Annotated in this window: 18 protein-coding genes; 13 read left to right on the top strand and 5 right to left on the bottom strand. The window is 64.4% G+C overall.

Annotated elements, in window-relative coordinates:
* The first annotated feature begins 4 nt into the window (after positions 1-4).
* The gene (locus tag JWV26_RS14905) at positions 5-1726 is read left to right on the top strand and encodes a fructose-specific PTS transporter subunit EIIC (RefSeq protein WP_206417209.1); all 1722 of its coding nucleotides are present in this window, start codon (positions 5-7) and stop codon (positions 1724-1726) included.
* 147 nt (positions 1727-1873) lie between these two features.
* Complete coding sequence (locus JWV26_RS14910) at positions 1874-4135, top strand: hypothetical protein (RefSeq protein ID WP_241201222.1); 2262 nt, start codon at positions 1874-1876, stop codon at positions 4133-4135.
* Here the strand turns inward: JWV26_RS14910 and cobB are convergent.
* The 4 genes from cobB to JWV26_RS14930 form a co-directional block, all read right to left on the bottom strand.
* Positions 4132-4839 carry a Sir2 family NAD+-dependent deacetylase gene (gene cobB, locus JWV26_RS14915; RefSeq protein ID WP_206417210.1) on the bottom strand — a complete coding sequence of 236 codons (708 nt, stop codon included), beginning with the start codon at positions 4837-4839 and terminating at the stop codon, positions 4132-4134. The genes JWV26_RS14910 and cobB overlap by 4 nt on opposite strands.
* 38 nt (positions 4840-4877) lie before the next feature.
* Positions 4878-5183 (bottom strand): hypothetical protein, encoded by a 306-nt coding sequence (locus JWV26_RS14920; RefSeq protein ID WP_206417211.1) that lies wholly within the window; start codon positions 5181-5183, stop codon positions 4878-4880.
* Between the two features lie 144 nt (positions 5184-5327).
* The gene (locus tag JWV26_RS14925; RefSeq protein ID WP_206417212.1) at positions 5328-6035 is read right to left on the bottom strand and encodes a response regulator; all 708 of its coding nucleotides are present in this window, start codon (positions 6033-6035) and stop codon (positions 5328-5330) included.
* Positions 6010-9405, bottom strand: a complete 3396-nt coding sequence (locus tag JWV26_RS14930; RefSeq protein WP_206417213.1) for an ATP-binding protein — start codon at positions 9403-9405, stop codon at positions 6010-6012. The genes JWV26_RS14925 and JWV26_RS14930 overlap by 26 nt, the downstream gene beginning before the upstream one ends.
* A gap of 328 nt (positions 9406-9733) precedes the next feature.
* Here JWV26_RS14930 and urtA point away from each other — a divergent pair, with 328 nt between their 5' ends.
* The 10 genes from urtA to JWV26_RS14980 all read left to right on the top strand — a co-directional run bounded on the left by urtA (position 9734) and on the right by JWV26_RS14980 (position 21705).
* Positions 9734-10966, top strand: a complete 1233-nt coding sequence (urtA, locus tag JWV26_RS14935; RefSeq protein WP_045734074.1) for an urea ABC transporter substrate-binding protein — start codon at positions 9734-9736, stop codon at positions 10964-10966.
* A 98-nt stretch (positions 10967-11064) separates the two neighbouring features.
* Positions 11065-11982 (top strand): urea ABC transporter permease subunit UrtB, encoded by a 918-nt coding sequence (urtB, locus tag JWV26_RS14940; RefSeq protein ID WP_206417214.1) that lies wholly within the window; start codon positions 11065-11067, stop codon positions 11980-11982.
* Positions 11983-12145: 163 nt separating this feature from the next.
* Positions 12146-13315, top strand: a complete 1170-nt coding sequence (gene urtC, locus JWV26_RS14945; protein WP_206417215.1) for an urea ABC transporter permease subunit UrtC — start codon at positions 12146-12148, stop codon at positions 13313-13315.
* Positions 13312-14073, top strand: a complete 762-nt coding sequence (gene urtD / locus JWV26_RS14950) for an urea ABC transporter ATP-binding protein UrtD (RefSeq protein ID WP_206417216.1) — start codon at positions 13312-13314, stop codon at positions 14071-14073. Before urtC ends, urtD begins: the two co-directional genes overlap by 4 nt.
* 97 nt (positions 14074-14170) lie before the next feature.
* Positions 14171-14860, top strand: a complete 690-nt coding sequence (gene urtE / locus JWV26_RS14955) for an urea ABC transporter ATP-binding subunit UrtE (RefSeq protein WP_206417217.1) — start codon at positions 14171-14173, stop codon at positions 14858-14860.
* A 292-nt stretch (positions 14861-15152) separates the two neighbouring features.
* Complete coding sequence (gene fmdA / locus JWV26_RS14960; RefSeq protein ID WP_017678855.1) at positions 15153-16382, top strand: formamidase; 1230 nt, start codon at positions 15153-15155, stop codon at positions 16380-16382.
* 61 nt (positions 16383-16443) lie between these two features.
* The gene (locus tag JWV26_RS14965) at positions 16444-16791 is read left to right on the top strand and encodes an FmdB family zinc ribbon protein (RefSeq protein ID WP_196456504.1); all 348 of its coding nucleotides are present in this window, start codon (positions 16444-16446) and stop codon (positions 16789-16791) included.
* A gap of 204 nt (positions 16792-16995) precedes the next feature.
* On the top strand, positions 16996-18036 hold the full coding sequence (locus JWV26_RS14970; RefSeq protein WP_072423128.1) for an aliphatic amidase: 1041 nt from the start codon (positions 16996-16998) through the stop codon (positions 18034-18036).
* A 63-nt stretch (positions 18037-18099) separates the two neighbouring features.
* A complete protein-coding gene (locus tag JWV26_RS14975) occupies positions 18100-19122 on the top strand; it encodes an AAA family ATPase (protein WP_093048635.1) in 1023 nt (340 codons plus the stop codon).
* 162 nt (positions 19123-19284) lie between these two features.
* The gene (locus JWV26_RS14980) at positions 19285-21705 is read left to right on the top strand and encodes a membrane-bound PQQ-dependent dehydrogenase, glucose/quinate/shikimate family (protein WP_206417218.1); all 2421 of its coding nucleotides are present in this window, start codon (positions 19285-19287) and stop codon (positions 21703-21705) included.
* Positions 21706-21741: 36 nt separating this feature from the next.
* Here the strand turns inward: JWV26_RS14980 and JWV26_RS14985 are convergent, their stop codons facing one another.
* Entirely contained in the window at positions 21742-23325 is a 1584-nt protein-coding gene (locus tag JWV26_RS14985) for a peptide chain release factor 3 (protein ID WP_072423126.1), read from the bottom strand.
* Positions 23326-23561: 236 nt separating this feature from the next.
* On the opposite strand from JWV26_RS14985, the gene JWV26_RS14990 reads away from it, so the two are divergent.
* A complete protein-coding gene (locus tag JWV26_RS14990) occupies positions 23562-26090 on the top strand; it encodes a PepSY domain-containing protein (RefSeq protein WP_206417219.1) in 2529 nt (842 codons plus the stop codon).
* Positions 26091-26162: the final 72 nt, after the last annotated feature.

Consider the following 26162-nt stretch of genomic DNA (forward strand, 5'->3'; position numbering starts at 1 on the left):
TGACATGAACCTGCTGATCGTTACCGCCTGCCCCAATGGGCAGGTCACCAGCGTGCTCTGCTCGCGTCTGTTGCAGGCGGCAGCCGAGCGCCTGGGCTGGCAAACCCGTGTCGAGGTGCACGACGCCCGCGCCATCGGAGCGCCCTTGAGCGAGGCGGATATTGCCGCTGCCGATCTGGTGCTGGTGGTCAAGACCGGCGAGCTGGCGCTCGGCCGTTTTGTCGGCAAACCCCTGCTGCAGGCCACACCGGCCGATGCGCTGGCCGACCCGCAACGCTTTCTGCGCGAAGCCCCCGAGCGGGCCCGGCCCTATGCCGAGGATGCCGCCGCGCCGAGCGCGCGCAAGCGGCTGGTGGCAGTCACTGCCTGTCCCACCGGCGTGGCGCACACCTTCATGGCCGCCGAGGCGCTGCAGCAGGCGGCGATGCGCATGGGCATAGAGTTGCAGGTGGAAACCCGAGGTTCGGTCGGTGCGCGCAACCTGCTCGACGATGCCGCCATCGCGGCGGCCGATGCTGTGCTGCTGGCCACCGATATCGAGGTGGATACCAGCCGTTTCGCCGGCAAGAAGGTCTACCGCTGTGGCACCGGTGTGGCACTGAAACAACCGCAACAGACGCTCGAACGGGCGCTCAGCGAGGCGCGACCGCTGAGCGAAGCCACGCCCGAGGGCAAGGCCGTCGCCAGCAGTACCGAGAAAACCGGCCCCTACAAGCACCTGCTCACCGGCGTGTCCTACATGCTGCCGATGGTGGTGGCCGGCGGTCTGCTGATCGCCCTGTCGTTCGTCTTCGGTATCGAGGCGTTCAAGGAGGAAGGCACCCTGGCTGCCGCGCTGATGAAGATTGGCGGCGAGAGCGCCTTTCAACTGATGGTGCCGCTGCTGGCCGGCTATATCGCCTATTCCATCGCCGATCGTCCTGGCCTGGCGCCGGGGATGATCGGCGGGTTGTTGGCCAGTTCGCTGGGGGCCGGCTTCATCGGCGGCATCATCGCCGGTTTCCTCGCTGGCTATTCGGCCAAGGCCATCGCCCATTGGGTGCGCCTGCCGCCCAGCGTCGAGGCGCTCAAGCCGATTCTGATCATCCCGCTGGTGGCCAGCCTGTTCACCGGGCTGGTGATGATCTATCTGGTTGGCAGTCCGGTAGCAGGCATGCTCGCAGGACTTACTGCCTTTCTCGATGGCATGGGCAGCACCAATGCGATCCTGCTCGGCGTGCTGCTCGGCGGCATGATGTGCGTCGATCTCGGCGGGCCGATCAACAAGGCGGCCTATGCCTTCTCCGTCGGCCTGCTGGCCTCGAGTAGTTATGCGCCGATGGCCGCGACCATGGCGGCCGGTATGGTGCCACCCATCGGCATGGCCATCGCCACCGTGCTGGCGCGGCGCAAGTTCGCCCAGAGCGAGCGCCAGGCCGGTAAGGCAGCCGGGGTGCTGGGGCTGTGCTTCATCTCCGAAGGGGCGATTCCCTTCGCCGCCAAGGACCCGCTGCGGGTGATCCCGGCCAGTATTGCCGGTGGTGCGCTGACCGGCGCGCTGTCGATGTACTTCGGCTGCAAGCTGATGGCGCCGCACGGCGGTCTGTTCGTGCTGCTGATTCCCAACGCCATCAATCACGCGCTGCTGTACCTGCTCGCCATCGTCGTCGGCAGCCTGGTCACTGGCTTGCTCTATGCGCTGATCAAGCAGCCCGAGGCGCAGCCGCTGGGGGTTGGGGCGCAATAAGCGCAGGGTTCGTTGCCTCGGTTACACTGAGCTGAACAGCGCCGGGCAAATCGGAGTCTGTTGAAGGGGGTGGTGCGCCGATGCGCTGCAATGCCCCCCTTTGGCTTCGTGGCGCAGTCGCCCTCACAAAGAAAGGACCTTCTGTAGATGACTCAAGCTCTCGCGCATCGCTGGCGCTTCTTCCGTGCCGGCGGCTTCGATCAGGTGCAACTGGAAACGCCCGCCGACCTCGCCGCCTTGCGTGGCCTGGATCAGAAGCTTTGGGCCAGCCTGGCCTGCCCGGTGAACAACCTGGAGCTGGATCGGCGCATGCTGCAGTACATCGACCTGAACAATGACGGTCGTATTCGCGCGCCGGAAATTCTCGATGTGGTCGATTGGACGTTGGCGCGTCTGGCCGACCCTGCCGTGCTGTTCCGTGATGGGCCGCTGCAGCTGTCGTCGCTCACCGACGATGCCGCGGGTGCACGCCTGCGTCTGGCTGCACAGCGCCTGCTGGGCGTGCTCGGCCGGCCCGACGGCGACAGTCTGACTCCTGCCGATACCGCTGATCTGGCGAAGCTGTTCCCGCCGCATGAGGCCAACGGCGACGGCCTGGTACCGGCAACCTTTACCGACGATGCCGAACTCAAGGCCGCCATTGCCGACATCATCGCCTGCCTGGGGGCGCAGACCGACCGCAGTGGCGAGCCTGCCGTCGCCGCCGAACAGATCACCACCTTCTTCGATCAGGCGCGTCAGTTGCACGCCTGGCATGCGCGTGCCGCCGAGCAGGGGCTGGATGCGTTCGGTGAGGGTACCGTGGCCGCTGTCGAGGCGCTGAGCGCCGTGCGCGCCAAGATCGACGATTACTTCACCCGCGTGGCCATGGCCGAGTTCGATCCGCGCGCCGCCGCCTTGATGAATGCCAAGGAAGAGGAGCTGGTGCGTCTGGCATCGTTGTCGCTGGCAGATGCCGGCGAAGTTGCCGGCCTGCCTCTGGCAACTGTGCAGCACGGTGATGAGCTGCCGCTGCACAAGGGCCTCAACCCGGCCTGGCAGGGTGCCATCGATGAATTCCGCCAGCGTGTGGTGGTGCCGGTGTATGGCGAGCAGGACAGCCTGTCGCGTGAGCAGTGGCAGCACCTGGTCGCGCTGTGCGGCAACTACCTGGCCTGGCGCGCCGAGACGCCGAACGTGGCGATTGCCGAGGTGCTTGAGCGCGGACGTATTCTCGAACTGGTGGGGCAGGGGGCCGAAGCGCGCCTGTTGGCGCTGGTGGAAGAGGACAAGACCGTGGCCGAAGCGGCGGACGGGTTGGTCGAGCTGGACAAGTTGATTCGCCTGCGTCATGGCCTGGTCCGACTGCTGCGCAACTTCGTGTCTTTCCAGGCCTTTTATTCGCGGCAGGAAAAGGCCGTGTTCCAGGCTGGCGTACTCTATATCGACGGCAAGAGTTGCGAGCTGGTGGTTGAGGTCGGTGATGTCGAGGCCCATGCCAAGGTCGCGGCGGCCAGCGACTGCTTTTTGCTCTACTGCGCCTGCACCCGTCGTGGCGAGCCGGTACGGGGCAAGGAGACGCTGAACATCGTGGTGGCGGTGACCGCCGGCAGCGAGGGCGACCTGCAGGCCGGTCGCCATGGTCTGTTCTACGACCGCGACGGTAACGACTGGGATGCCACTGTGGTCAAGGTGGTACAGCATGCGATCAGCATTCGCGAGGCGTTCTGGTCGCCGTATCGACGCGTTTCCAAGCTGGTGTCCGATCAGGTGCAGAAGCTTGCCGCCAGTCGCGACGCCGACATGGTCAGCAAGACCGCAGCCAAGGTCGGCGAAACCGGGTCTGCTCCAGCCGCCACGCCTACCCCGGCCTTCGATATCGCCAAGTTCGCCGGTATCTTCGCGGCCATCGGCCTGGCGGTCGGTGCCCTGGGCACGGCACTGGCGGCGGTGGTCACGGGGATTCTGTCGCTGGCCTGGTGGCAGGTTCCGCTGCTGCTGCTCGGCGTGCTGCTGGCCATCTCCGGGCCGTCGATGCTGCTGGCCTGGTTCAAGCTGCGCCGGCGCAGCCTGGGGCCGATCCTCGATGGCAACGGCTGGGCGGTGAATGCCCAGGCGCGTATCAGCATTCCCTTCGGCACCGCGCTCACGCAGATGGCGGAACTACCCAAGGGCAGCGATCGCGCTTTGCGCGATCCCTATGCCAACAAACCGGTGGTGTGGCCCTGGATACTGGCGTTGCTGCTGGCGCTGGGCCTGGGTTACTACGCCTGGAGCAATGGCGTGTTCAGCCCGGCGCCGGAGGTGCCGGCCGAAGCGGCGGCGCCTGTCGACGCCGCTGCCGGCTTAGGGCAAATTGTAGGAGCCGCGCCCCGCGGCGAATCGGGTATTCGCCCCGAGGCGGGGCTCCTACAAGGCTGCGACTCTTAGCTCGCCAGCAGCTCCGCCACCCAGCGCGGCAGCTGTTCGGTGGCCGGGCCATAGCGTTTCTCGGCGAACAGCGAATGGCACAGGCTCGGTTCCAGATTGATCTCCAGCGTATGCGCACCGGCCCGGCGCGCCTGCTCGACGAACCCCGCCGCCGGGTAGACATGGCCCGAGGTGCCGATGCTGACGAACAGCTCGCATTGCTCCAGCGCGTCATAGATGCGCTCCATGTGATAGGGCATCTCGCCGAACCAGACGATATCCGGGCGCAGCGTACCGACCAGCCCGCAGCAGGCGCACGCCTGGCTGACCGGCATGTCATCCTGTAGCGGAAAGCGTTGCTGGCTGTTGCTGCAGAGCATCGACTGCAACTCACCGTGCATATGCAGCAAGCGTCTGGTGCCGGCGCGTTCGTGCAGGTTGTCGACGTTCTGCGTGACCAGCAGAAACTCGCCCTGCCAGGCGGCCTCCAGCTCGGCCAAGGCCAGATGCCCGGCATTCGGTGCGATGGCCGGATCGCGCAGCTGGGCGCGACGCATGTCGTAGAAACGCTGCACCAGCGCCGGATCGCGGGCGAAGCCTTCGGGTGTGGCCACCTCTTCGATGCGGTGGTCTTCCCAGAGTCCGTCAGCGGCGCGAAAGGTGCGGATGCCGCTCTCGGCGGAGATACCGGCACCGGTGAGAATGACGATATTGGGATGGGGCATGTTGGCTCCGAAGCAGATCGCACATTAAGTGCGGCGCTTCAGCAGGGCTTGCCGTTGGTGCGGTTTTCGGCTGGCTGTACGCACACCTGCTCAACGATGGATTGAATCTGGGGGCTCTTGTCGCGAATGCTGCTGGTGAAGCTGCTGATAAAACGTTCGGCTGAAGCGGCATCGTCAAAGCGTCGCGCACCATTGAGGTTGCCGGTGTAGGAGCCGTTGCTAGACGCGTAGCACTGTTGGTAGCCGTCGCACTTGAGTGCAACGACCCATACCGTCGAGTTGACCAGCACTCCAGCTTGAGCAAGGCCTGTGACTAATAGCAGTGAGAGAAGGGCTACGCGCATATCGAGAACTCCTGTAGTCGAAAGCACGAGAGTAGCGGATGGGGGACGCTTCGGCTATTGGATATTGGCATCAGTGCCCGGTTTGCTCAGGTGCATCGGGCAGCATAACCCGCCGGTTCGATCATCGTTGGCGTGCTCTGGGGGTCATCCCCGCTCGCTCATTGCCGCCAACGCTACCGAGGCGGCGGCGGTGCGGGTTTCCACACCGAGCTTCACGTAAACATGCTCCAGATGCTTGTTCACCGTGCGTGGGCTGAGGCCGAGAATGTCGCCGATATCGCGGTTGGTCTTGCCGCAGGCTACCCAGCGCAGTACCTGCACTTCGCGCTCGGTGAGCTGGAAGCGCGCCGATAGCCTGGCATAGGCGGGGGCATCGTCGAGGCTGAGGCTGACCGGCTTCGATGCAGCACGCGCGGCCTGGAGTATGCGCGCCGTGCGCAGGTGCGAGGCGACACGGGCGAGTACCTCCTCGGGGTTGATCGGCTTGGTCACGTAGTCGATACCGCCGGCCTCGAAGCCCTGCACCACGTGCTCGCTATCGGTCAGGGCGGTCATGAACAGCACCGGGATATCGGCGCTGCTCGGCTCGGCCTTGATCCGCCGACAGGTCTCGAAACCGTCCAGCCCCGGCATCATCGCATCGAGCAGGATCAGGTCGGGCCTACGCCGCTGGATGCGGCCTAAAGCGCTTACACCGTCCAGCGCGACCAGCACCATGTAGCCGGCGTCGTCGAGAGCGTCGGAGAGCAGCGCGAGGTTGTCCGGTGTGTCGTCGACGATGAGGATGATGCCGCGCTCGGCCGACAGGTTGGCGGGCGAGCACGAGTCAGGCTGGTGGAGCGGCGCATTCATGTTCGGCCTCCTTCAGTTGGCGGTTGAATTCGTCGAGCTGGAAGTTCTTCACCAGTAGGCGCAAGGCGGCGGTGAAGCCCGCGCAGGCCGGGTCGCGCTGGTCGATATCGTCCAGGCGTTGCTGGATGCCGCGCACGTAACCCAGAGCGCCCAGTTCGCGCAGCGCCTGCAGGTCGTCGCTGCCGGGTAATGTGATGGCTTCAGGCGGCGGCAACTGCTCCTGGGTGCGGCGCAGCCAGGCCAGACCGAGCTGGTGCTGGATGCGTTCGAGCAACTGCGGGGTGTACACCGGTTTGGCCAGGTAGTCGTCGCAGTCAGCAGCGACGCTGCGTTCGCGGTCGTCGGTGAAGGCATTGGCGGAGATCACAATGATCGGCGCCTGGCAGCGTGTGTTACGGCGAATCAGGCGACTGGTTTCCCAGCCGTCCATTTGCGGCATGGACAGGTCCATCAGGATCAACGCCGGGTTGTGCAGCGCCACCTGGCGAATCGCCTCCTGGCCACTGGCGGCCTGGATCACCTCGAAGCCCAGCGGTTCGAGCATACCGGCGAGCACGCGGCGATGTTCGAGATGATCGTCCACCACCAGAATCAGGCGGCGTTCCCCCTGGTAGCCAGTGATGTCGTGCTCGACGTGTACCACCGCCTGCGGCACCCGTACTTCGGAGAGGAACAGGCGAACCTGGAAGCGTGTGCCCTGCTCGGGTTCGCTGTGTACTGACAATTCGCCGCCCATCAGTGAGGTGAGCATGCGGGTGATGGTCAGGCCGAGGCCGACACCGTTGTCCTGGCGCATCAGGTCGCCGCGTTCGAAGGGCTGGAAGATGCGCTCGATCTGTTCCGGGGCGATGCCGATACCTGTGTCGATGATCTCGAAGGTGGCGGTCTCGCGCATATAGCCCACGCGCAGACGCACCTCGCCGCGCTCGGTAAAGCGCACGGCGTTGCCCAGCAGGTTGATCAGGATCTGTCGCACGCGTTTCTCGTCGCCACGCACCACTGCCGGCATGCGGCCGATGCATTCGAGGCGAAAGCGCAGGCCTTTCTCGGCGGCCTGAGGGGTGAACATGCGTTCGATCTGGTCGATGAACTCCGGGAAGGGAATTTCCGCCAGTTCCAGGTGCAGTTTGCCGGCTTCGATCTTGGCCACGTCGAGCAGGCCGTCGATCAGTGACAGCAGGTGCGAGCCGCTACGCAGGATGGTGGCCAGGGCGTCCTGGTGCTGGCTCGGCATGGCCGCGTCGCGCTGCAGGATCTGGGTGTAGCCCAGGATGCTGTTGAGCGGCGTGCGCAATTCGTGCGATAGCCCGGTGACGTAGCGGCTCTTCGCTGCGTTGGCGGATTCCGCCGCTTCCTTGGCCTGTTGCAGGGCTTCGTCGGTCTTGCGGTGGGCTTCGATCTCCTGCATCAGCAGCAGGGTCTGTCGATCCGACTCCTCCTGCGCCACGCGGCGACTTTCGCGGGTCAATACCAGCCACCAGGCGAGCATGGCAGCGAACAACGAGAGGGTCAGAAAGGCCTTGAGGAAAGCCTGGAACAGGGTCTGGCGGACTTCCGGTTCCTGCGTCAGCAGGCTCAGCGATACCTGGCTGTAGATCAGCGCGAGTGCGCCGAACAGCATCAGTACCAGCAGGCTCAGCAGGCCCAGGTACTGCGCCAGACGGCTGTGCAGGCGCGGGATGGAAACGCGCGGGAACAGCCAGCCGATGAAGTCGTCGAGCTGATCACTCAGGCGGGCTCTGGGTTTGCAGCGATCCTCGCAGCGTGCGTCGAGCGAGCAGCACAGCGAACAGATCGGCGCGCCGTAGGCGGGGCAGTGTGCAGTGTCCGGCTCTTCGAAACGGTTGTTGCACAGACCGCACTGCACCTGGCCGGCTTCGGTATGGGGATAGAGCAGGTGTGGCTGGCGCTCGCGGGCGATGTAGTAGCGTCCGCCGGTGAGCCAGGCCAGTAGCGGCGCCAGCAGGAATGCCGAGCCTAGTGCCACGGCTGGCGAGGCCGCCTGCGCCAGGTCGCCGAACAGGCCGCCGTGGGCGAGCACCGAGAGCAGGGAGGCGATCAGCATGGCGCCGACGCCCACCGGATTGATGTCGTAGAGGTGCGCGCGTTTGAACTCGATGTATTTCGGCGACAGGCCCAGCGGCTTGTTGATCACCAGATCCGCCACCAGCGCGCCGATCCAGGCGATGGCGATATTGGCGTAGAGGCCGAGCACTTCCTCGATCGCCTCGAACACGCCCAGCTCCATCAGCATCAGGGCGATGGCCACGTTGAACACCAGCCACACCACGCGCCCGGGGTGGCTGTGGGTGATGCGGGCGAAGAAATTCGACCAGGCCAGCGAGCCGGCGTAGGCGTTGGTGACGTTGATCTTCACCTGGCTGACGATGACGAACAGCACCATGGCCGCCAGTGCCCATTGCGGCGAGGCGAACACGTAGTTGAAGGCCACCAGGTACATCTGCGTCGGCTCGGCGGCGCGTTCCATTGGGATTTCATGCTGCAGGGCGAGAAAGGCGAGGAAGGCGCCGGCGAGCATCTTCAACGCGCCGGGGATGATCCAGCCGGGGCCGGCCAGCAGCAGCGCCGTCCACCAGCGCACGCGGTTGGCGCGGGTTTTCTCCGGCAGGAAGCGCAGGTAGTCGACCTGCTCGCCGATCTGTGTGATCAGGGCCAGGGCAACGGTGCAGGCAGCGCCGAAATGCAGCAGGTTGAAGCTGCCGGGCTCGCCTTCGCGGCCGGCGAAGCTAGTCCAGTCCGATAGCGCCTCGGGGTTCTTGGCGATGACGAACACATAGGGCAGCACCAGCAGAAACAGCCACACGGGCTGCGTCCACATCTGCAGGCGATTGATCAGGGTGATGCCGTAGGCCACCAGCGGAATGATGATGATCGAGCAGATCACATAGGCCAGGGCCAGCGGGATGTTGAAGTACAGCTCCAGGGCCAGCGCCATGATCGCCGCTTCGAGGGCGAAGAACAGGAAGGTGAAGCTGGCGTAGATCAGCGAGGTGATGGTCGAGCCGATGTAGCCGAAGCCGGCGCCACGGGTGAGCAGGTCCATGTCCAGGCCGGAGCGGGCGGCGTAGTAGCTGATCGGCAGGCCAGTGAGGAAGATCACCAGGCTGACCGCGAGGATCGCCCACAGGGTGTTGGTGAAACCATAGGACAGCGCCAGGGCGCCGCCGATGGCCTCCAGGGCGAGGAACGACACGGCACCGAGCGCGGTGTTGGCGATGCGCAGCTCCGACCACTTGCGGAACGACCTGGGCGTGAAGCGCAGGGCGTAGTCCTCCATGGTCTCGTCGGCGACCCAGGCGTTGTAGTCGCGGCGAATCTTGATGATGCGCTGGGTGCCGGTTGGCTGCACGGGCGAAGTCCTGGTCGTAGGCGGATTGTAGGAGCGGCTTCAGCCGCGAAGCGTTTCCGCGCCTGAAGCGGAATGCCGCCCAGCCGCTCCTACAGGCTGAAATTGCAACTTCCATGCCCCGGCTCGGCGAGGCCTCTGCCGCGCGCGCGGGCTTCTGTCTGCCTGGTTTTTCTGCGCTCAGCTTGCACCAGGCTGGCGCAGGGCGCTGTACGTCAGATGACGTATGCCCTTACGTCATGCTGCGTATACCCCGCTCGGTGAGGGCAAACGCATCCTAGCTGCGAAGCCGGCGTGGTTCGGCACGAATAACCAGCACAGGAGCACGACCATGGATTCTCAACCGATTCGACTTCTTCCCCGCCGGCTGGCGGTGGGGGCGGCAGCGCTCTCGCTGCTGGCCGCCAGCCTGTTCAGCCATGTGGCCAGCGCCGAGGTGAACACCACCGGCCTGGCGGTGACCGACAGCGAGGTCACGGTCGGCATTCTGCATTCGGCCACCGGCACCATGGCCATTTCCGAAACCGGTTCGATCCAGGCCGAACGTCTGGCCATCGAGCAGATCAACGCCAGTGGCGGAGTGCTCGGCCGGCAGATCAAGGTCATTCAGGAAGATGGGGCTTCCGACTGGCCGACCTTCGCCGAGAAGGCACGCAAGCTGCTGGTCGGTGACAAGGTCGCCACCGTGTTCGGCTGCTGGACCTCGGCCTCGCGCAAGGCCGTGCTGCCGGTGTTCGAGAAGGAAAACGGCCTGCTCTACTACCCGACCTTCTACGAAGGCCTGGAGCAGTCGAAGAACGTCATCTACACCGGCCAGGAAGCGACTCAGCAAATACTCGCTGGCCTGGACTGGGTGGCCAAGGAGAAGGGCGCCAAGACCTTTTACCTGCTGGGTTCGGACTACATCTGGCCGCGTACTTCGATGAAGATCGCGCGCAAGCACATCGAGAACGTGCTCGGCGGCAAGGTGGTCGGTGAAGAGTATTACCCGCTGGGCAACACCCAGTTCGGCTCGCTGATCAACAAGATCAAGCTGCGCAAGCCTGACGTAGTCTTCGCTGCCGTGGTCGGTGGCTCCAACGTCGCCTTCTACAAGCAGATGAAAGCCGCCGGCGTCACCGCCGACAAGCAGACCCTGCTGACCCTGTCGGTCACCGAAGACGAGCTGCTGGGTATTGGTGGCGAGAACATGGCCGGCTTCTACGCCTCGATGAAGTACTTCCAGAGCCTGGACAACCCGAACAACGCCGCCTTCGTCGAAGCCTTCAAGGCCAAGTACGGCAAGGATGCGGTGATCGGTGACGTGACCCAGGCCGCCTACCTCGGCCCATGGCTGTGGAAAGCCGCGGTGGAGAAAGCCGGTAGCTTCGACATCGACAAGGTGGTCGCCGCTTCCCCGGGCATCGAGCTGGACACCGCGCCGGAAGGCTACGTCAAGGTGCACGACAACCATCACCTGTGGAGCAAGACCCGCATCGGTGAAGTGCAGAAGGACGGTCAGTTCAAGGTGGTATTCGAGTCCGACCTGATCGAGCCGAACCCCTTCCCGGAAGGCTACCAGTAAGTAACACCCTCTCGTAGGAGCCGGCTTGCTGGCGATCAATGAATCGCCGGCAAGCCGGTTCCTACCGGCTTTTCTCTTTTCTTCTGGAGACCATCGACATGGAATGGCTATCGGAATTCGGCGCCATCGCAGCCATGCAGGGGTTCAACGGCTTGTCCGTGTTCTGCGTGCTGCTGCTGATGGCTCTGGGGCTGGCGATCATCTTCGGGCAGATGGGCGTGATCAATATGGCCCATGGCGAGTTTCTCACCATCGGCGCCTACACCACCTTCGCGGTGTCCTCGCTGACCTCCAGTTATGCACCGGCCTTCGGGCCTTACTACTTCTTCCTGGCGATCATCCTCTCGTTCTTCATCGCCGGCGCCATCGGCTGGCTGGTGGAGTGGGCGATGATCAGCAAGCTCTACCAGCGTCCGCTGGACACCCTGCTGGCCACCTGGGGGCTGTCTCTGGTGATGCAGCAGGGTTTTCGCTCGATCTTCGGCGCGCGTGAAGTCAGCGCCACGCTGCCGGACTGGCTGATGGGCTCGTGGAACCCGACCGAGGCCATCGACATTCCGCGCAATGGCCTGTTCGTCATGGGCCTGACCCTGCTGCTCACCGCGCTGCTGTTTCTGATGATCTACCGCTCGCGCTGGGGCCTGCAGGTGCGCGCCACCATGCAGAACCGGGTGATGGCTCGCTCTGTGGGCATCAACACCAAGCGCGTCGACCGCATGACCTTCGCCCTCGGCTGTGGCGTTGCCGGTGTTGCGGGCGCGGCCTTTACCACCATCGGTTCGACCGGGCCTACGGCAGGTTCGCTGTACATCGTCGACACCTTCCTGGTGGTGGTGTTCGGCGGTGCGTCCAGCCTGCTCGGCACCATTGCCTCGGCGTTCAGCATCGCCCAGGCGCAATCGCTGCTGGAGTTCTTCACCAGTGGTTCGATGGCCAAGGTGCTGACCCTGTCCGCCGTGGTGCTGATTCTGATGCTGCGTCCGCAGGGGCTGTTCTCGGCCAAGGTGCGCAAATGAACAGTCACTTTCAACCTACTGCGCGCCGCATCTGCGGCGGCGCGCGGTGCTCGCTTGCTCGACGTACTGCGTGTACGCCTTCGTCGCTGTGCTCCGGGCTTCTTGCAGCTGGGGCTGCTCGCTACGGTTCAAAGCGACTTTTTGTATGCAGGGGGATTAACTGATGAAAAACGCATACGAAAGCCTGCTCGGCGGCAAGCAAGGCGCCATCGGCCTGGCGCTGCTCGCCGCGCTGATCCTGGTGGTGTTTCCGCTGGCGCTGGATGCCTTCCGCCTGAACATGGTAGGCAAGTACCTGACCTACGCCTTCGTCGCCGTTGGCCTTGTGCTGTGCTGGGGTTATGGCGGCATCCTGAGCCTTGGCCAGGGCATCTTCTTCGGCCTCGGCGGTTACTGCATGGCGATGTTCCTCAAGCTCGAGGCGTCCGACCCGGAAAGCACCAAGATCCAGTCCACACCCGGCATCCCGGACTTCATGGACTGGAATCAGATCACCGAACTGCCGCTGTTCTGGGAACCCTTCCACAGCCTGAGCTTCACCCTGATCGCGGTGGTGGCGGTGCCGGTGTTGTTGGCCTTGGTGATCGGTATTGCGATGTTCAAGCGCCGCGTCGGTGACGTGTACTTTTCCATCGTCACCCAGGCCATCGCGCTGATCCTCACCGTGCTGATCATCGGCCAGCAGGGGCTGACCGGTGGCGTCAACGGCATCACCGACCTGCGCACGCTCAAGGGCTGGGACATCCGTAGCGACGAGGCCAAACTGATCCTCTACTTCGTCAGTGCGGCGCTGCTCATCGGCTGCATCCTCATCGCCCGTTTCATCATCGCCTCGAAGCTTGGTCGACTGTTACTAGCGATGCGCGACAAGGAGGAACGGGTGCGCTTCTCCGGCTACGACGTGGCCAGTTTCAAGATCTTCGTGTTCTGCGTCGGCGCGGCGTTCGCCGGCATCGGCGGGGCGATGTTCACCTTGCAGGTGGGCTTCATGTCGCCGAGCTTCGTCGGCATCGTGCCATCGATCGAAATGGTCATCTTCGCCGCGGTCGGCGGGCGCCTGTCGCTGCTCGGTGCGGTGTACGGCGCGCTACTGGTCAACTTCGGCAAGACCTATTTCTCCGAGAGCTTCCCCGAGCTGTGGCTGTACCTGATGGGCGGCCTGTTCATCGTCGTGGTCATGTATTTCCCCAATGGTCTGGCCGGCCTGTGGGACAGCCACGGTAAGCGCTGGCTGGCGCGATTGCGGCGCAAACCACAGGCGGTCGCTACGCCGGCTCCCGTGGTCGTTGCCAGCAGCAAGCGTCCCACCCCTGAACTGGAGACCACGCCATGAACAGCCCAGCAGGCTTTCAGGCCGCCAAGCCGGTACTGGCCATCGAGGGGCTGACCGTGTCCTTCGACGGCTTCAAGGCGGTCAACGACCTCAACCTCTACGTCGACCGCAACGAGGTGCATGTGGTGATCGGCCCCAACGGGGCCGGCAAGACCACGGTGCTCGACCTTATCTGCGGCAAGACCCGCGCCACCGCCGGCAGCATCGATTTCGACGGCCGTGAGCTGACCAGGATGCGCGAGTTCGACATCGTCCGTGCGGGCGTCGGGCGCAAGTTCCAGAACCCGTCGATCTACGAAAACCTGACGGTGTTCGAGAACCTGGAAATGTCTTACCCGGCCGGGCGCAAGGTGTTCGGCGCGCTGTTCTTCAAGCGCACGCAGGAGGTGATCGAGCGGGTCGAGCAGGTGGCGCAGGAAATCATGCTCGGCGATCACCTGCACCGCCAGGCCGACCTGCTTTCGCACGGGCAGAAGCAGTGGCTGGAGATCGGCATGCTGCTGATGCAGGACCCGCAACTGCTGATGCTCGACGAGCCGGTGGCCGGCATGAGCGTGAGCGAGCGAGTGGCCACGGCCGATCTGCTCAACCGCATCAGCCAGGGCCGCTCGGTGCTGGTCATCGAGCACGACATGGAGTTCGTGAAAAGCATCGCTCACCGCGTCACCGTGCTGCACCAGGGCAAGGTGCTGGCCGAGGGCAGCATGGACGCGGTGCAGAGCAACCCGAAGGTGATCGAGGTGTACCTGGGGCATTGATGGTCATGGCTACGAAACGGTGCGCGCGGCGCACCCTACACCCGGGTATCAGACCGTAGGGTGCGCGGTGCGCACCGCCTATGTTGGAGTGACAAACATGTTCCAGATCAGCAACCTCGCTTCCGGCTACGGCCAGAGCCAGATCCTCCACGAGCTCAACCTCGACGTGGCGAAGAAGGAAATCGTCGCGGTGATGGGCCGTAACGGCATGGGCAAGACCACCTTGTTCAAGAGCCTGATGGGCATCCTGCCGCAGTGGGGCGGGCAGATCCGCGTGGACGGCAAGGATGTGTCGAAACTGGAGACCCATCAGCGTGTGGAAAGCGGCATCGCCTACGTGCCGCAGGGGCGGATGATTTTCTCGCACATGACCGTGCTGGAAAATATCCAGACCGGACTGCCGGCCTCCGCCGGGGGCAAGGTGCCGGACGATCTCTATGCGTTGTTCCCGGTGCTGCTCGAGATGCGCCACCGCAAGGGTGGCAACCTTTCCGGTGGGCAGCAGCAACAGTTGGCCATCGCCCGCGCGCTGGCCACCAACCCCAAGGTGCTGCTGCTCGATGAGCCGACCGAGGGCATCCAGCCGTCGATCATCAAGGACATCGCCCGCAGCCTGAAGGAGATCCGCAACATACGCGATCTGACCATCGTCGTGTCCGAGCAGGTGCTGTCGTTCACCATGGAAATCGCCGACCGTTTTCTGGTCATCGAGAAGGGCAAGTTCGTCGTCGAGGAAACCCGCGACAAGGTCGATGAGGCGAGCATCAGCCGTTATCTGTCGGTGTAGGTTTCTGTGTGATCGATGTAGGAGCGGCTTCAGCCGCGAATCGCGGCTGGAGCGGAATGCCGCCCAGCTGCTCCTACGAAGGTGCAAGCACTTGGTTTTCCGCTTTACGGCCACTGTGTTCTCCATGCAGTGGCCGCTTTTTCGCGCCCGCGAAAAATGCCTGAAGCCCTCGTGAATACGGACTCCAAGGCATACGTCATCCAACGTATTTGCCGATTCCCCCGCACGTTCGAGACTGGCTGCGTATCCCGGCACAGGCCGGCATTCCTCACAGGTCTTATGGAGCTCAGTCATGACCGATACCCTGATCAAGGTCGACCTCAACCAGGCTGCTACCGATAACGAACAGGTGCACAACCGCTGGCACCCGGACATTCCCATGGCCTGCTGGGTCAACCCGGGCGATGACTTCATCCTCGAGACCTACGACTGGACCGGCGGTGCGATCAAAAACAACGACGACGCCAGCGATGTGCGTGACGTCGACCTGTCCACCGTGCATTACCTGTCCGGCCCGGTGGGCGTGAAAGGCGCTCAGCCGGGCGACCTGCTGATCGTCGAGCTGCTCGATATCGGCGCCAAGCAGGACATGCTCTGGGGCTTCAACGGCTTCTTCTCGAAGAACAATGGCGGTGGTTTTCTCACCGACCACTTCCCCTCTGCACAGAAGTCGATCTGGGACTTCGAGGGCATGTTCACCAAGAGCCGGCACATTCCCGGCGTGCGTTTCGCCGGCCTGATCCACCCCGGCCTGATCGGCTGCCTGCCGGATCACAAGATGCTCGCCGACTGGAACAAGCGCGAGCAGGCGCTGATCGATACCAACCCGACCCGCGTACCGCCGCTGGCCAACCCGCCGTTCGCCAGCACCGCGCACATGGGCAAGATGAAGGGCGAGGCGCGCGACCTGGCGGCCGCTACCGGCGCGCGCACCGTGCCGCCACGTGAGCACGGCGGCAACTGCGACATCAAGGATCTGTCGCGCGGCTCGAAGATCTTCTTTCCGGTCTATGTCGACGGCGCCGGCCTGTCGGTGGGTGACCTGCACTTCAGCCAGGGCGACGGCGAGATCACCTTCTGCGGCGCCATCGAGATGGCCGGCTGGGTGCACATGAAGGTGGAGCTGATCAAGGGCGGCATGGCCAAGTACGGCATCAAGAACCCGATCTTCAAGCCCAGCCCGATCGTGCCCACCTACAACAACTACCTGATCTTCGAAGGCATCTCGGTCGACGACGACGGCAAACAGCACTATCTGGACGTCAACCTGGCCTACAAGCAGGCCTGCCTCAACGCCATCAACTACCTGACCAAGTTCGGCTACTCGCCGGCCCAGGGCTACTCGCTACTCGGCTCAGCGCCGGTGCAGGGGCATATCAGCGGTGTGGTCGATATCCCCAACGCCTGCGCCACGCTGTGGCTGCCGACCGACATCTTCGAGTTCGACATCAACCCCAGCGCCAGCGGCCCGACCAAGTTCCTTGACGGCAGCATCGACCTGCCCATCGCCTACGACAAGTGATGCTCATGCGCACGGCCACCCTAGGGTGCGCCGTGCGCACCGAATTTATCGAGGTTTTGCCATGCCCATCTACGAATACGATTGCCCGAGTTGCGGCGACTTCAGCGTGCTGCGGCCGATGGCCGAACGTGACGCCGCTTGCGCCTGCCCGTACTGCGACGCGCCGAGCGAGCGGGTGATTCTCAGCGCACCGGGGTTGACCAGCATGGCCGGCAGCCAGCGCCGCGCCCATGAAACCAACGAGCGCAGCGCCCACGCGCCGCAGAGCCTGGAAGAGTACAAGGCCAACCGCAAGCACCCGGCCGGCTGCAGTTGCTGCGGCCCGAGCAAACCGGTCGAACGCACCAAGGCCAACCCCCACGGCCTCAAGGCCAGCCCATCGGCACGGCCGTGGATGATCAGTCACTGAGGCTGTTTATTGGGTCCCCGCTTGCGCGGGGATGACGTGGGTTTTCACCGTCATTCCCGCGAAGGCGGAAATCCAGTTCGCAGAACGTTCCTGTAGGAGCGGCTGGGCGGCATTGCGCTTCAGCCGCGATAAACGGCCACACAGAGAAAACTTCGCGGCTGAAGCCGCTCCCACAAAACCTCGTCAACCGGAGGATTTTCAGCCATGCGCCACGGCGATATTTCCAGCAGCCCCGATACCGTCGGCGTCGCCGTCGTCAATTACAAGATGCCGCGCCTGCACAGCAAGGCCGAGGTGCTCGACAATGCGCGAAAGATCGCCGAGATGATCAAGGGCATGAAGCTCGGCCTGCCTGGCATGGACCTGGTGGTGTTCCCCGAGTACAGCACCATGGGCATCATGTACGACAAGGACGAGATGATGGCCACCGCCGCTACCATCCCCGGCGAGGAAACGGCGATCTTCTCCGCCGCCTGCCGCGAGGCCAAGACCTGGGGCATCTTCTCGCTCACCGGTGAGCGTCATGAAGAGCACCCGCACAAGGCGCCGTACAACACGCTCATCCTGATCAACGACCAGGGCGAGATCGTCCAGCGCTATCGCAAGTGCATTCCCTGGTGCCCCATCGAGGGCTGGTATCCGGGCGACCGTACCTATGTGTCCGAAGGCCCCAAGGGCATGAAGATCAGCCTGATCATCTGCGACGACGGTAACTACCCGGAAATCTGGCGCGACTGCGCGATGAAGGGCGCCGAGCTGATCGTGCGCTGCCAGGGCTACATGTACCCGGCCAAGGATCAGCAGGTGCTGATGGCCAAGACCATGGCCTGGGCCAACAACTGCTACGTAGCGGTGGCCAACGCCACTGGCTTCGACGGCGTGTACAGCTACTTCGGCCACTCGGCGCTGATCGGCTTCGACGGCCGCACCCTGGGCGAATGCGGTGAAGAGGAAATGGGCATCCAGTACGCTCAACTGTCGGTATCGCAGATTCGCGACGCGCGGGCCAATGACCAGTCGCAGAACCACCTGTTCAAGCTGCTCCATCGTGGCTACACCGGCGTTTACAACTCCGGCGACGGCGACAAGGGCGTGGCCGATTGTCCGTTCGAGTTCTACCGCACTTGGGTGCTGGATGCGCAGAAGGCCCAGGAGGACGTGGAGAAACTCACCCGCTCAAGCATCGGCGTGGCTGACTGCCCGGTGGGCGAGTTGCCGCATCCGGGCAAGGAGCGGGTGGTGTAGGGTGCGCCGTGCGCACCATGAGAACCATTGGTGCGCACGGCGCACCCTACGGGTAGCTGTCTCATGCCTTTTGCCAACGATATGATCGACAGCAACCGTGAGCGCCTGGAGCACCAAGGCGTTACCCGGCTGCAATCACGTTTCCTCTTCGAGCCCGCTGCCGTGATGGCCCTGCTACGTTCGCGTATCGTCGGCCAGGACGCGGTGCTGGCGCAGGTCGAGGCCATGCTCAAGGTGATCAAGGCCGATATCGGCGAGCGTGAGCGGCCGCTGGCGGTCAACCTGTTCATGGGCCCGACGGGCGTCGGCAAGACCGAGATCGTGCGCCTGCTGGCCCAGGCTATCCATGGTCGCGCCGACGCCTTGTGCCGCATCGACATGCACACCCTGGCCCAGGAACACTACGCCGCCGCGTTGACTGGCGCGCCGCCCGGTTACGTCGGAAGCAAGGAAGGCACCACGCTGTTCGATGCCGAAGCGATTGCCGGAAGTTTCGGCCGGCCCGGCATCGTACTGTTCGACGAACTGGAGAAGGCCAGCCCGGAAGTGCTGCGCAGCCTGCTCGGCATTCTCGAACATGGCCGGCTGACCCTGACCGCCGGCAGCCGTACCCTGGATTTCCGCAACAGCCTGATCTTCATGACCAGCAACGTCGGCGCGCAGCAGGCGCAGCGCTACCGGGAGCGTTTCACGCGCGGTTGGCGGCGTTGGTTGGGGCTGGCACCGAAAGGCGAGGGTGCATTGCTGGAGCAGGTGCTGCACGAGCGTTTCGAGCCGGAATGGCTCAATCGCCTCGACCGCATTCTGGTCTTCGAGCGTGTCGACGAGCAGTGGTTGGATGCCTTGCTGAATATCGAACTGGACAAGCTCAACCAGCGCCTGGGCCGCCAGGGCCGCTCACTACAGGTGGAGCAGAGCGCCCGCGCCTGGCTGTGTCGCGAGCATGACATTCGTTTCGGCGCCAGGGCCCTGGCGCGCCGTATACGCACCGAGCTGGAGCCGGCAATTGCTGAGCGGCTATTGGCGCAACCGGATCTGCTCCGCTTGTCCTGCACAGCTAAAGATGGCCACCTGTTGATCAATTAGCAGCCGGTTTCTCTACACTCTGTAGAGCGTTGGGTGGCGACACGTCCAGCATACGGCTTTGCAAGTGCAGCCTTACTCGCAGAATCGCTGAACTCTATCCCTCACTTCGCATCCACAGATCACGGCCCCGATCTCCGGGGGCAGCGTTTCGGGGAGCGAGCAATGACTGACAACAACAAGGCGCAGCTCCTGCGCATCAAGCTTACGGTTTGGGCGACAGTCGTTCTGGGCGCGCTGCTGGCGCTCGGTGGCGCTTATCTGCTGTGGCTGGGCGGTTCCTGGTACTACCTGCTGGCCGGCCTCGGCCTGCTGTTGGTGGGCGTGCTGATTCATCGCCGTCAGCGCGCGGCGCTGTGGCTGTATGCCCTGGTGTTGCTGGCGAGCCTGGCCTGGACAGTCTTCGAGGTGGGGTTCGATTGGTGGCAGATGGCGCCGCGCATCGACCTGTGGTGCGTGCTCGGCCTCTGGCTACTGTTGCCTTGGATCAACCGGCACATCGCGCCTGGGCAACCCTGGCGTGACGGTGCCAGCGTGATGCTGGGTATCGGCCTGCTGCTGGGCGCGGGTATGGCGGGCTATTCGCTGACCCAGGATTACCATCGCCTGCCCGGCCGTTTCGACGAGCCGCGCATGGCAGCTTCCGCCGTAGTGCCAACCCGGCGTTCGGCCAGTGAATGGACCGCCTATGGCGGCTCGTCGCGCGGCGAACGCTACGCCAGCGCCGAGCAGATCACTACCGCCAACGTCGGACGGCTGAAGAAGGCCTGGGAGTTTCACACCGGCGATCTGCCTGGCGAGGGCGACCCCGGCGAGATTACCAATCAGGTGACGCCGCTGAAGATCGGCGACAACCTGTTCATCTGCACGCCGCACAGCATCGCCATCGCCGTGGATGCCGATACTGGCGAGGAGCGCTGGCGCTTCGACCCGGCCATCAACCGCCAGGCCGAGTACTACCAGCACATGACCTGCCGCGGTCTGGCCTATCACGATGCGGCAGCCTATGCCGGGCCCCTGATCGCGGCGCGAGACGGCGTGGCCCCCGAGCTTTCGCCGCAGGCACCGCCGCGCTGCACCCAGCGGCTGTTCCTGCCGACCAACGACGCCACCCTGTACGCGCTCGATGTGCACGACGGCAAGCCTTGCGAGGATTTCGGCGAGGGCGGCATGGTCGATCTCAAGGTGGGATTGGGCGACGACGCGCTGGGCGTCTACCTGCCCACCTCGCCGCCGGTGGTCACCGAGAAGCTGGTCATCGTCGGCGGTTCGGTGACCGACAACGGTTCGGTGGATTCGCCGGGCGGAGTGATCCGCGCCTACGATGTGCGCAGCGGCGAGCTGGTGTGGAACTTCGACCCCGGTCGCCCCGGGGCCACCGAGCCCTTGCCCGCGGGCGAGACCTACGTGCGCAGCACGCCGAACTCCTGGACCATCGCCACGGCGGACGAAGCGCTGGGCCTGGTGTACATCCCCATGGGCAACCAGACACCTGACCAGTGGGGCGTGCAGCGCAGCCCCGAGGCGGAGCGCTTCACTGCGTCGCTGGTGGCGCTGGAGCTGGAAACCGGCCGGGTACGCTGGGAGTTCCGCACCGTGCACCATGACCTCTGGGATCGCGACCTGCCATCGCAGCCCACCCTGGTGGATATCGAAGGCCCTAACGGGCCGCTGCCGGCGATTATCCAGGCGACCAAGCGCGGCGACCTCTACGTGCTCGACCGGCGCAGCGGCGAACCTATCGTGTCGGTCAGCGAGCAACCGGTGCCGCAGGGCACGGTGGAGGGCGACTTCACCGCACCGACCCAGCCAGCCTCCGCGCTCAGCTATGCCCCTGAGCAGCCACTGCACGAGCGCGACATGTGGGGCGGTACGCCGTTCGACCAGTTGATCTGCCGCATCCAGTTCCACCGCCTGCGTTACGAGGGTGATTTCACCCCGCCGTCGGAGCAGGGCTCGCTTATCTATCCGGGTAACGTCGGGGTGTTCAACTGGCCCTCGCTGGCGGTCGATCCGCAGCGGCAGATCCTCTTCGGCGCGCCGAACTATCTGGCCTTCGTCTCGCGCCTGGTCAAACGCGAGGAGGGTGGCGAACAGGCCGGTGCCGGCGGCAGCGAGCGCGGCCTGCAACCCAACCTCGGCGCGCCTTACATGGTTAGCCTGGAGCCTTTCCTGTCACCGCTGGGGTTGCCTTGCCAGGCGCCGCCATGGGGTTATGTCACGGCGGTGGATCTGCGCAGCATGGACAAGGTCTGGCAACGCAAGAACGGCACCAGCCGCGACAGCGCGCCACTGGGTATTCCCCTGACCGTTGGTGTGCCGAACCTCGGTGGCCCGCTGATTACCGCCAGTGGCCTGGGTTTTCTCAGTGGCACGCTGGACTACTACCTGCGCGCCTACGACATGCGCACCGGCGAGGAGCTATGGAAGGACAGATTGCCGGCAGGCGGCCAGGCCACGCCCATCAGCTACGTCTCGGAAAAGACCGGCAAGCAATACGTGGTGGTGATGGCCGGCGGGCATGGCTCGTTCGGCACGCGCCTGGGCGACTCGCTGGTGGCCTGGACGCTGGAGGAGGATGAGTAGATGGCGCAAGGCCCGCAGAGCGGGCCTTGTTCGATGTCAGTGATGCTCGCGCGTGGCGCGGAATTTGATCTCCGGCCAGCGCTCTTCCATCAGGCTGAGGTTGACGCGGGTCGGGGCCAGGTAGGTGAGGTGGCCGCCGCCGTCCATGGCGAGGTTCTCATAGGCCTTGTCCTTGAACTCCTTGAGCTTCTTCTCGTCGCTGCATTCGATCCAGCGCGCCGACCAGACGTTGATCGCCTCGTAGGCGCACTCCACCTTGTATTCCTCCTTCAGGCGGCTGGCGACCACGTCGAACTGCAGCACACCGACGGCGCCGAGCACGATGTCGTTGTTGCGCTCGGGGAAGAACACCTGGGTGGCGCCTTCCTCGGCCAGCTCCTGCAGGCCCTGGCGCAGCTGCTTGGATTTCAGCGGGTCTTTCAGGCGCACGCGGCGGAACAGTTCCGGGGCGAAGTGCGGGATGCCGGTGAAGCCCAGGTTCTCGCCTTCGGTGAAGGTGTCGCCGATCTGGATGGTGCCGTGGTTGTGCAGACCGATGATGTCGCCAGCGTAGGCTTCTTCCAGGTGCTCACGCTCGCTGGAGAAGAAGGTCAGGGCGTCGCCGACGCGCACGTCCTTGCCCAGGCGGGCGTGGCGCATCTTCATGCCCTGGGTGTACTTGCCCGAGCAGATGCGCATGAAGGCGATGCGGTCGCGGTGTTTGGGGTCCATGTTCGCCTGGATCTTGAACACGAAGCCGGAGAATTTCTCCTCGGTCGGCTCCACAGTGCGCTCGTTGGCCGCACGTGGCAGTGGGCGCGGCGCCCAGTCGACCACGGCATCGAGTACATGGTCGACGCCGAAGTTGCCCAGTGCGGTGCCGAAGAACACCGGGGTCATCGTGCCCTTGAGGAAGGCTTCAGGTTCGAACGCATGGCAGGCGCCCTGCACCAGTTCCAGCTCGTCGACGAAGCGCTCGTACATGTCGCCGAGGTGGTTGCGGGCCTCGTCGGAATCCAGCTTCTCGATGATCTTGACTGCGGTGCGCTCGTGGCCGTGACCCGGGGTGTAGACGATGATGTAGTCGCCGGTCAGGTGGTAGACGCCCTTGAAGTCCTTGTAGCAGCCGATTGGCCAGGTGATCGGCGCGGCCTTGATGTTGAGCACCGCCTCGATCTCGTCGAGCAGCTCGATGGGATCGCGGATGTCGCGGTCGAGCTTGTTGATGAAGCTGACGATGGGCGTGTCGCGCAGGCGGCAGACGTCCATCAGGGCGATGGTGCGTGGCTCGACGCCCTTACCGCCATCGAGCACCATCAGTGCGCTGTCTACGGCGGTCAGGGTGCGGTAGGTATCCTCGGAGAAGTCTTCGTGGCCTGGGGTGTCGAGCAGGTTGATCATGTGCTCGCGGTAGGGAAACTGCATCACCGAGGTGGTGATGGAGATACCGCGCTGCTTCTCCATCTCCATCCAGTCGGAAGTGGCATGACGGTCGGATTTACGCGACTTCACCGTGCCGGCAACCTCGATGGCCTTGCCCATAAGCAACAGCTTCTCGGTGATGGTGGTCTTACCGGCGTCCGGGTGGGAAATGATGGCGAAGGTACGGCGCTTGGCGACTTCGGCGGCCTGGGTGGTCATGAATATGTGCCTGGATGGAGTCGTTGAGGGTGCCACGGCACCCGTAAAACGCGGGATTATACCGATAACTGCGAGCTCTGGCGGAGAGCGGCTATCGGTTTTCAGATGGGTCGGTAGGTGATGCTGCCGGGCAGTGCCGCAGATGCGTAAATATCGCGTAAATGAATGGTTATGAAAATTATTCCCATATAGAGTGGCCGCCCGTCGCAGTGGGTCAGGGTAAGGGTGGCTCCGTCGTGTTCAAGAAAATCATCTTCCAGTTGCACTGGTTCTTCGGTATCAGCGCCGGCCTGGTGCTGGCCATCATGGGGATTACAGGCGCGCTCTACAGTTTCGAGGGCGAGATAACCCGGGCACTCAACGCCGAGCGCTGGCAGATTCATCCCAGCGCGCAGGGGCATCTCACGCCAGGCGAGCTGGCTGCGAAGATCGAGGCCGCTACCGCTGATCGCGTCACCGGGCTATGGGTCGATGGTCGCCATGACGGACCTGGCAACGCTTTTCTCGTACCTGCGCCGGGGGAGCGGCGGGGGCCGCGCGTTGTGTTCGACCCCTACACCGGTGAGGTGCTGGCCGAGCCCGTTGGCCAGGACTTCTTCCACCTGATGCTGATGCTGCACCGCTTCCTGGCCATGGGCGAAGTGGGCAAGCAGGTCACGGCTGCCAGTACGATTGCGTTGATTTTCTTCTGCTTGTCAGGCCTGTACCTGCGTTGGCCGCGCAAGGCCGCGAGCTGGCGCACCTGGCTGACTCTGGACTGGAAGAAGAAAGGCCGCAGCTTCAACTGGGATCTGCACGCCGTTGCGGGCACCTGGGCGCTGCTGTTCTATCTTTGCGCGGGGCTGACCGGTCTCTACTGGTCCTATGACTGGTACCGCGAAGGGCTGACGCGCATGCTCTCCGATACCCCGCCCGAGCAGCGCGGCGAGCGTGGCCGCGGCGGTCGCCAGGCTCCCAGTGGCCCTGCACCGGAAGTCGACTACGACGCCGTATGGCAGAGCATCCAGCAGGCCGCCGGGCCCAAGCTGGTCGCCTGGAACCTGCGCCTGCCGCCAGTGGCGGGGCAGCCGGCGACGGTCTTCTACATACTCGATGGCGCCGAGCACGTGCGCGCTTTGAACCAGTTTCAGATCGACCCTAAAAGCGGCGAAGTCAGTCGCCACGAGCGCTACGCCGACAAGAGCTTCAAGGCGCAGTTGCTGACCAGTGTCTACGCGCTGCACGTTGGCGAGTACTTCGGTATGCCCGGGCGCATCCTGATGATGCTGGCCACGGCGGCTATGCCGCTGTTCTTCGTTACCGGCTGGCTGCTCTATCTGGATCGCCGGCGCAAGAAGCGCGCTGCGCTGGCTGCGCGCGGTGCGCTGAAAACGGATGATTCAGGCGAAGGCTGGTTGGTGGGTTTTGCCAGCCAGAGCGGCTTTGCCGAGCAACTGGCCTGGCAGAGCGCCGGGCAGTTGCAGGCTGCGGGTATCCCGGTGCGGGTCGAGCCGCTGTCGCGTCTCGATGCCGACAGCCTGCGGCAGACGCGCAAGGCACTGTTCGTGGTCAGCACCTTCGGTGACGGCGAGGCGCCGGACGCTGCGCAGGGTTTCGAGCGCAGGGTGCTGGGCGGCTCGCTGCCACTCGAACAACTGAGCTATGCCATGCTGGCCCTGGGCGACCGCCAGTACCAGCACTTCTGCGGCTTCGCTCGGCGTATCAACGACTGGCTGGGTTTGCAGGGCGCGCAGCGCCTGTTCGACAGCGTCGAGGTCGATGGCGTCGATCAGGCCGCGCTGCAGCGCTGGCAACAGCAGCTGAGCGAGCTGACCGGCGCTGCGCCGATTCGCTTCGAAGAGGCGCCCTGGCAAAGCTGGACGCTGGCCGAGCGGCGCCTGCTCAATCCTGGCAGCCAGGGCGCACCGGTGTTCTTCATCGGCCTGACGCCGCCTGCGCAGAGCACCTGGCAGGCCGGCGACATTCTGGAAATTCATCCACGCCATGCCTCTGCGCGCGTGCAGGCCTGGCTGCAGCACTCCGGCTGCGACGGCCTCGAGCCGGTGACGCTCGATGGTCAGGTGATGAGCCTGCGCGAAGCTCTCGCCGAACGCCAGTTACCGGAAAGCCTCGCGCACCTGGTCGGCCTGCATGCCCAGGCGCTGGTCGACGCCCTGGCGCCGCTGGGTACGCGGGAATACTCCATCGCCTCGGTGGCGGCCGATGGCATGCTGCAGTTGATCGTGCGTCAGGCCGTGCAGGCCGACGGCAGTCTTGGCCTCGGTTCCGGCTGGCTGACCGAGCATCTGCCTGCAGGCGGGCAACTGCTGGCGCGGGTGCGGCGCAACGGCGGCTTTCATCTGCCGGACGACGACCGCCCGCTGATCCTGATCGGCAACGGCACCGGCCTGGCCGGACTGCGCTCGCTGCTGCGCGCAAGGGCGCTGGCCGGGCAGGGGCGCAACTGGCTGCTGTTCGGCGAGCGCAACCGCGCTTGCGACTTCTTCTGTGGCGACGAGCTGCAGGCGGCGCATGCCGCAGGCGAGCTACAGCATCTGGATCTGGTGTTCTCCCGCGATCAGGCGGAGAAACGCTATGTTCAGGATCTGCTGCGTGAGCAGAGCGAGCGCCTGCGTGCCTGGCTGGCCGAGGGCGCGGCGATCTATGTCTGTGGCAGCCTGCAAGGCATGGCCGGTGGCGTGGATGCGGTGCTGCGTGAGCTACTTGGCGATGAGGCGGTGGACGATCTGGTCGAGGAAGGGCGTTACCGCCGCGACGTGTATTGAGGGTGATCGACCGGGCCGCGCGGGCAGCAGTTGCCGAAGTGATTTTTATATATGAGAATCATTCGCCTTAAT

Origin of the sequence: Ectopseudomonas toyotomiensis, assembly GCF_017167985.1 — a bacterium.
Taxonomy (GTDB): Bacteria; Pseudomonadota; Gammaproteobacteria; order Pseudomonadales; family Pseudomonadaceae; genus Aquipseudomonas; species Aquipseudomonas toyotomiensis.

Coding starts and splice junctions, on each gene's coding strand:
- JWV26_RS14905 (WP_206417209.1), top strand. CDS start 5: ATGAACCTGCTGATCGTTACCGCCTGCCCCAATGGGCAGGTCACCAGC.
- JWV26_RS14910 (WP_241201222.1), top strand. CDS start 1,874: ATGACTCAAGCTCTCGCGCATCGCTGGCGCTTCTTCCGTGCCGGCGGC.
- cobB (WP_206417210.1), bottom strand. CDS start 4,839: ATGCCCCATCCCAATATCGTCATTCTCACCGGTGCCGGTATCTCCGCC.
- JWV26_RS14920 (WP_206417211.1), bottom strand. CDS start 5,183: ATGCGCGTAGCCCTTCTCTCACTGCTATTAGTCACAGGCCTTGCTCAA.
- JWV26_RS14925 (WP_206417212.1), bottom strand. CDS start 6,035: ATGAATGCGCCGCTCCACCAGCCTGACTCGTGCTCGCCCGCCAACCTG.
- urtA (WP_045734074.1), top strand. CDS start 9,734: ATGGATTCTCAACCGATTCGACTTCTTCCCCGCCGGCTGGCGGTGGGG.
- urtB (WP_206417214.1), top strand. CDS start 11,065: ATGGAATGGCTATCGGAATTCGGCGCCATCGCAGCCATGCAGGGGTTC.
- urtC (WP_206417215.1), top strand. CDS start 12,146: ATGAAAAACGCATACGAAAGCCTGCTCGGCGGCAAGCAAGGCGCCATC.
- urtD (WP_206417216.1), top strand. CDS start 13,312: ATGAACAGCCCAGCAGGCTTTCAGGCCGCCAAGCCGGTACTGGCCATC.
- urtE (WP_206417217.1), top strand. CDS start 14,171: ATGTTCCAGATCAGCAACCTCGCTTCCGGCTACGGCCAGAGCCAGATC.
- fmdA (WP_017678855.1), top strand. CDS start 15,153: ATGACCGATACCCTGATCAAGGTCGACCTCAACCAGGCTGCTACCGAT.
- JWV26_RS14965 (WP_196456504.1), top strand. CDS start 16,444: ATGCCCATCTACGAATACGATTGCCCGAGTTGCGGCGACTTCAGCGTG.
- JWV26_RS14970 (WP_072423128.1), top strand. CDS start 16,996: ATGCGCCACGGCGATATTTCCAGCAGCCCCGATACCGTCGGCGTCGCC.
- JWV26_RS14975 (WP_093048635.1), top strand. CDS start 18,100: ATGCCTTTTGCCAACGATATGATCGACAGCAACCGTGAGCGCCTGGAG.
- JWV26_RS14980 (WP_206417218.1), top strand. CDS start 19,285: ATGACTGACAACAACAAGGCGCAGCTCCTGCGCATCAAGCTTACGGTT.
- JWV26_RS14985 (WP_072423126.1), bottom strand. CDS start 23,325: ATGACCACCCAGGCCGCCGAAGTCGCCAAGCGCCGTACCTTCGCCATC.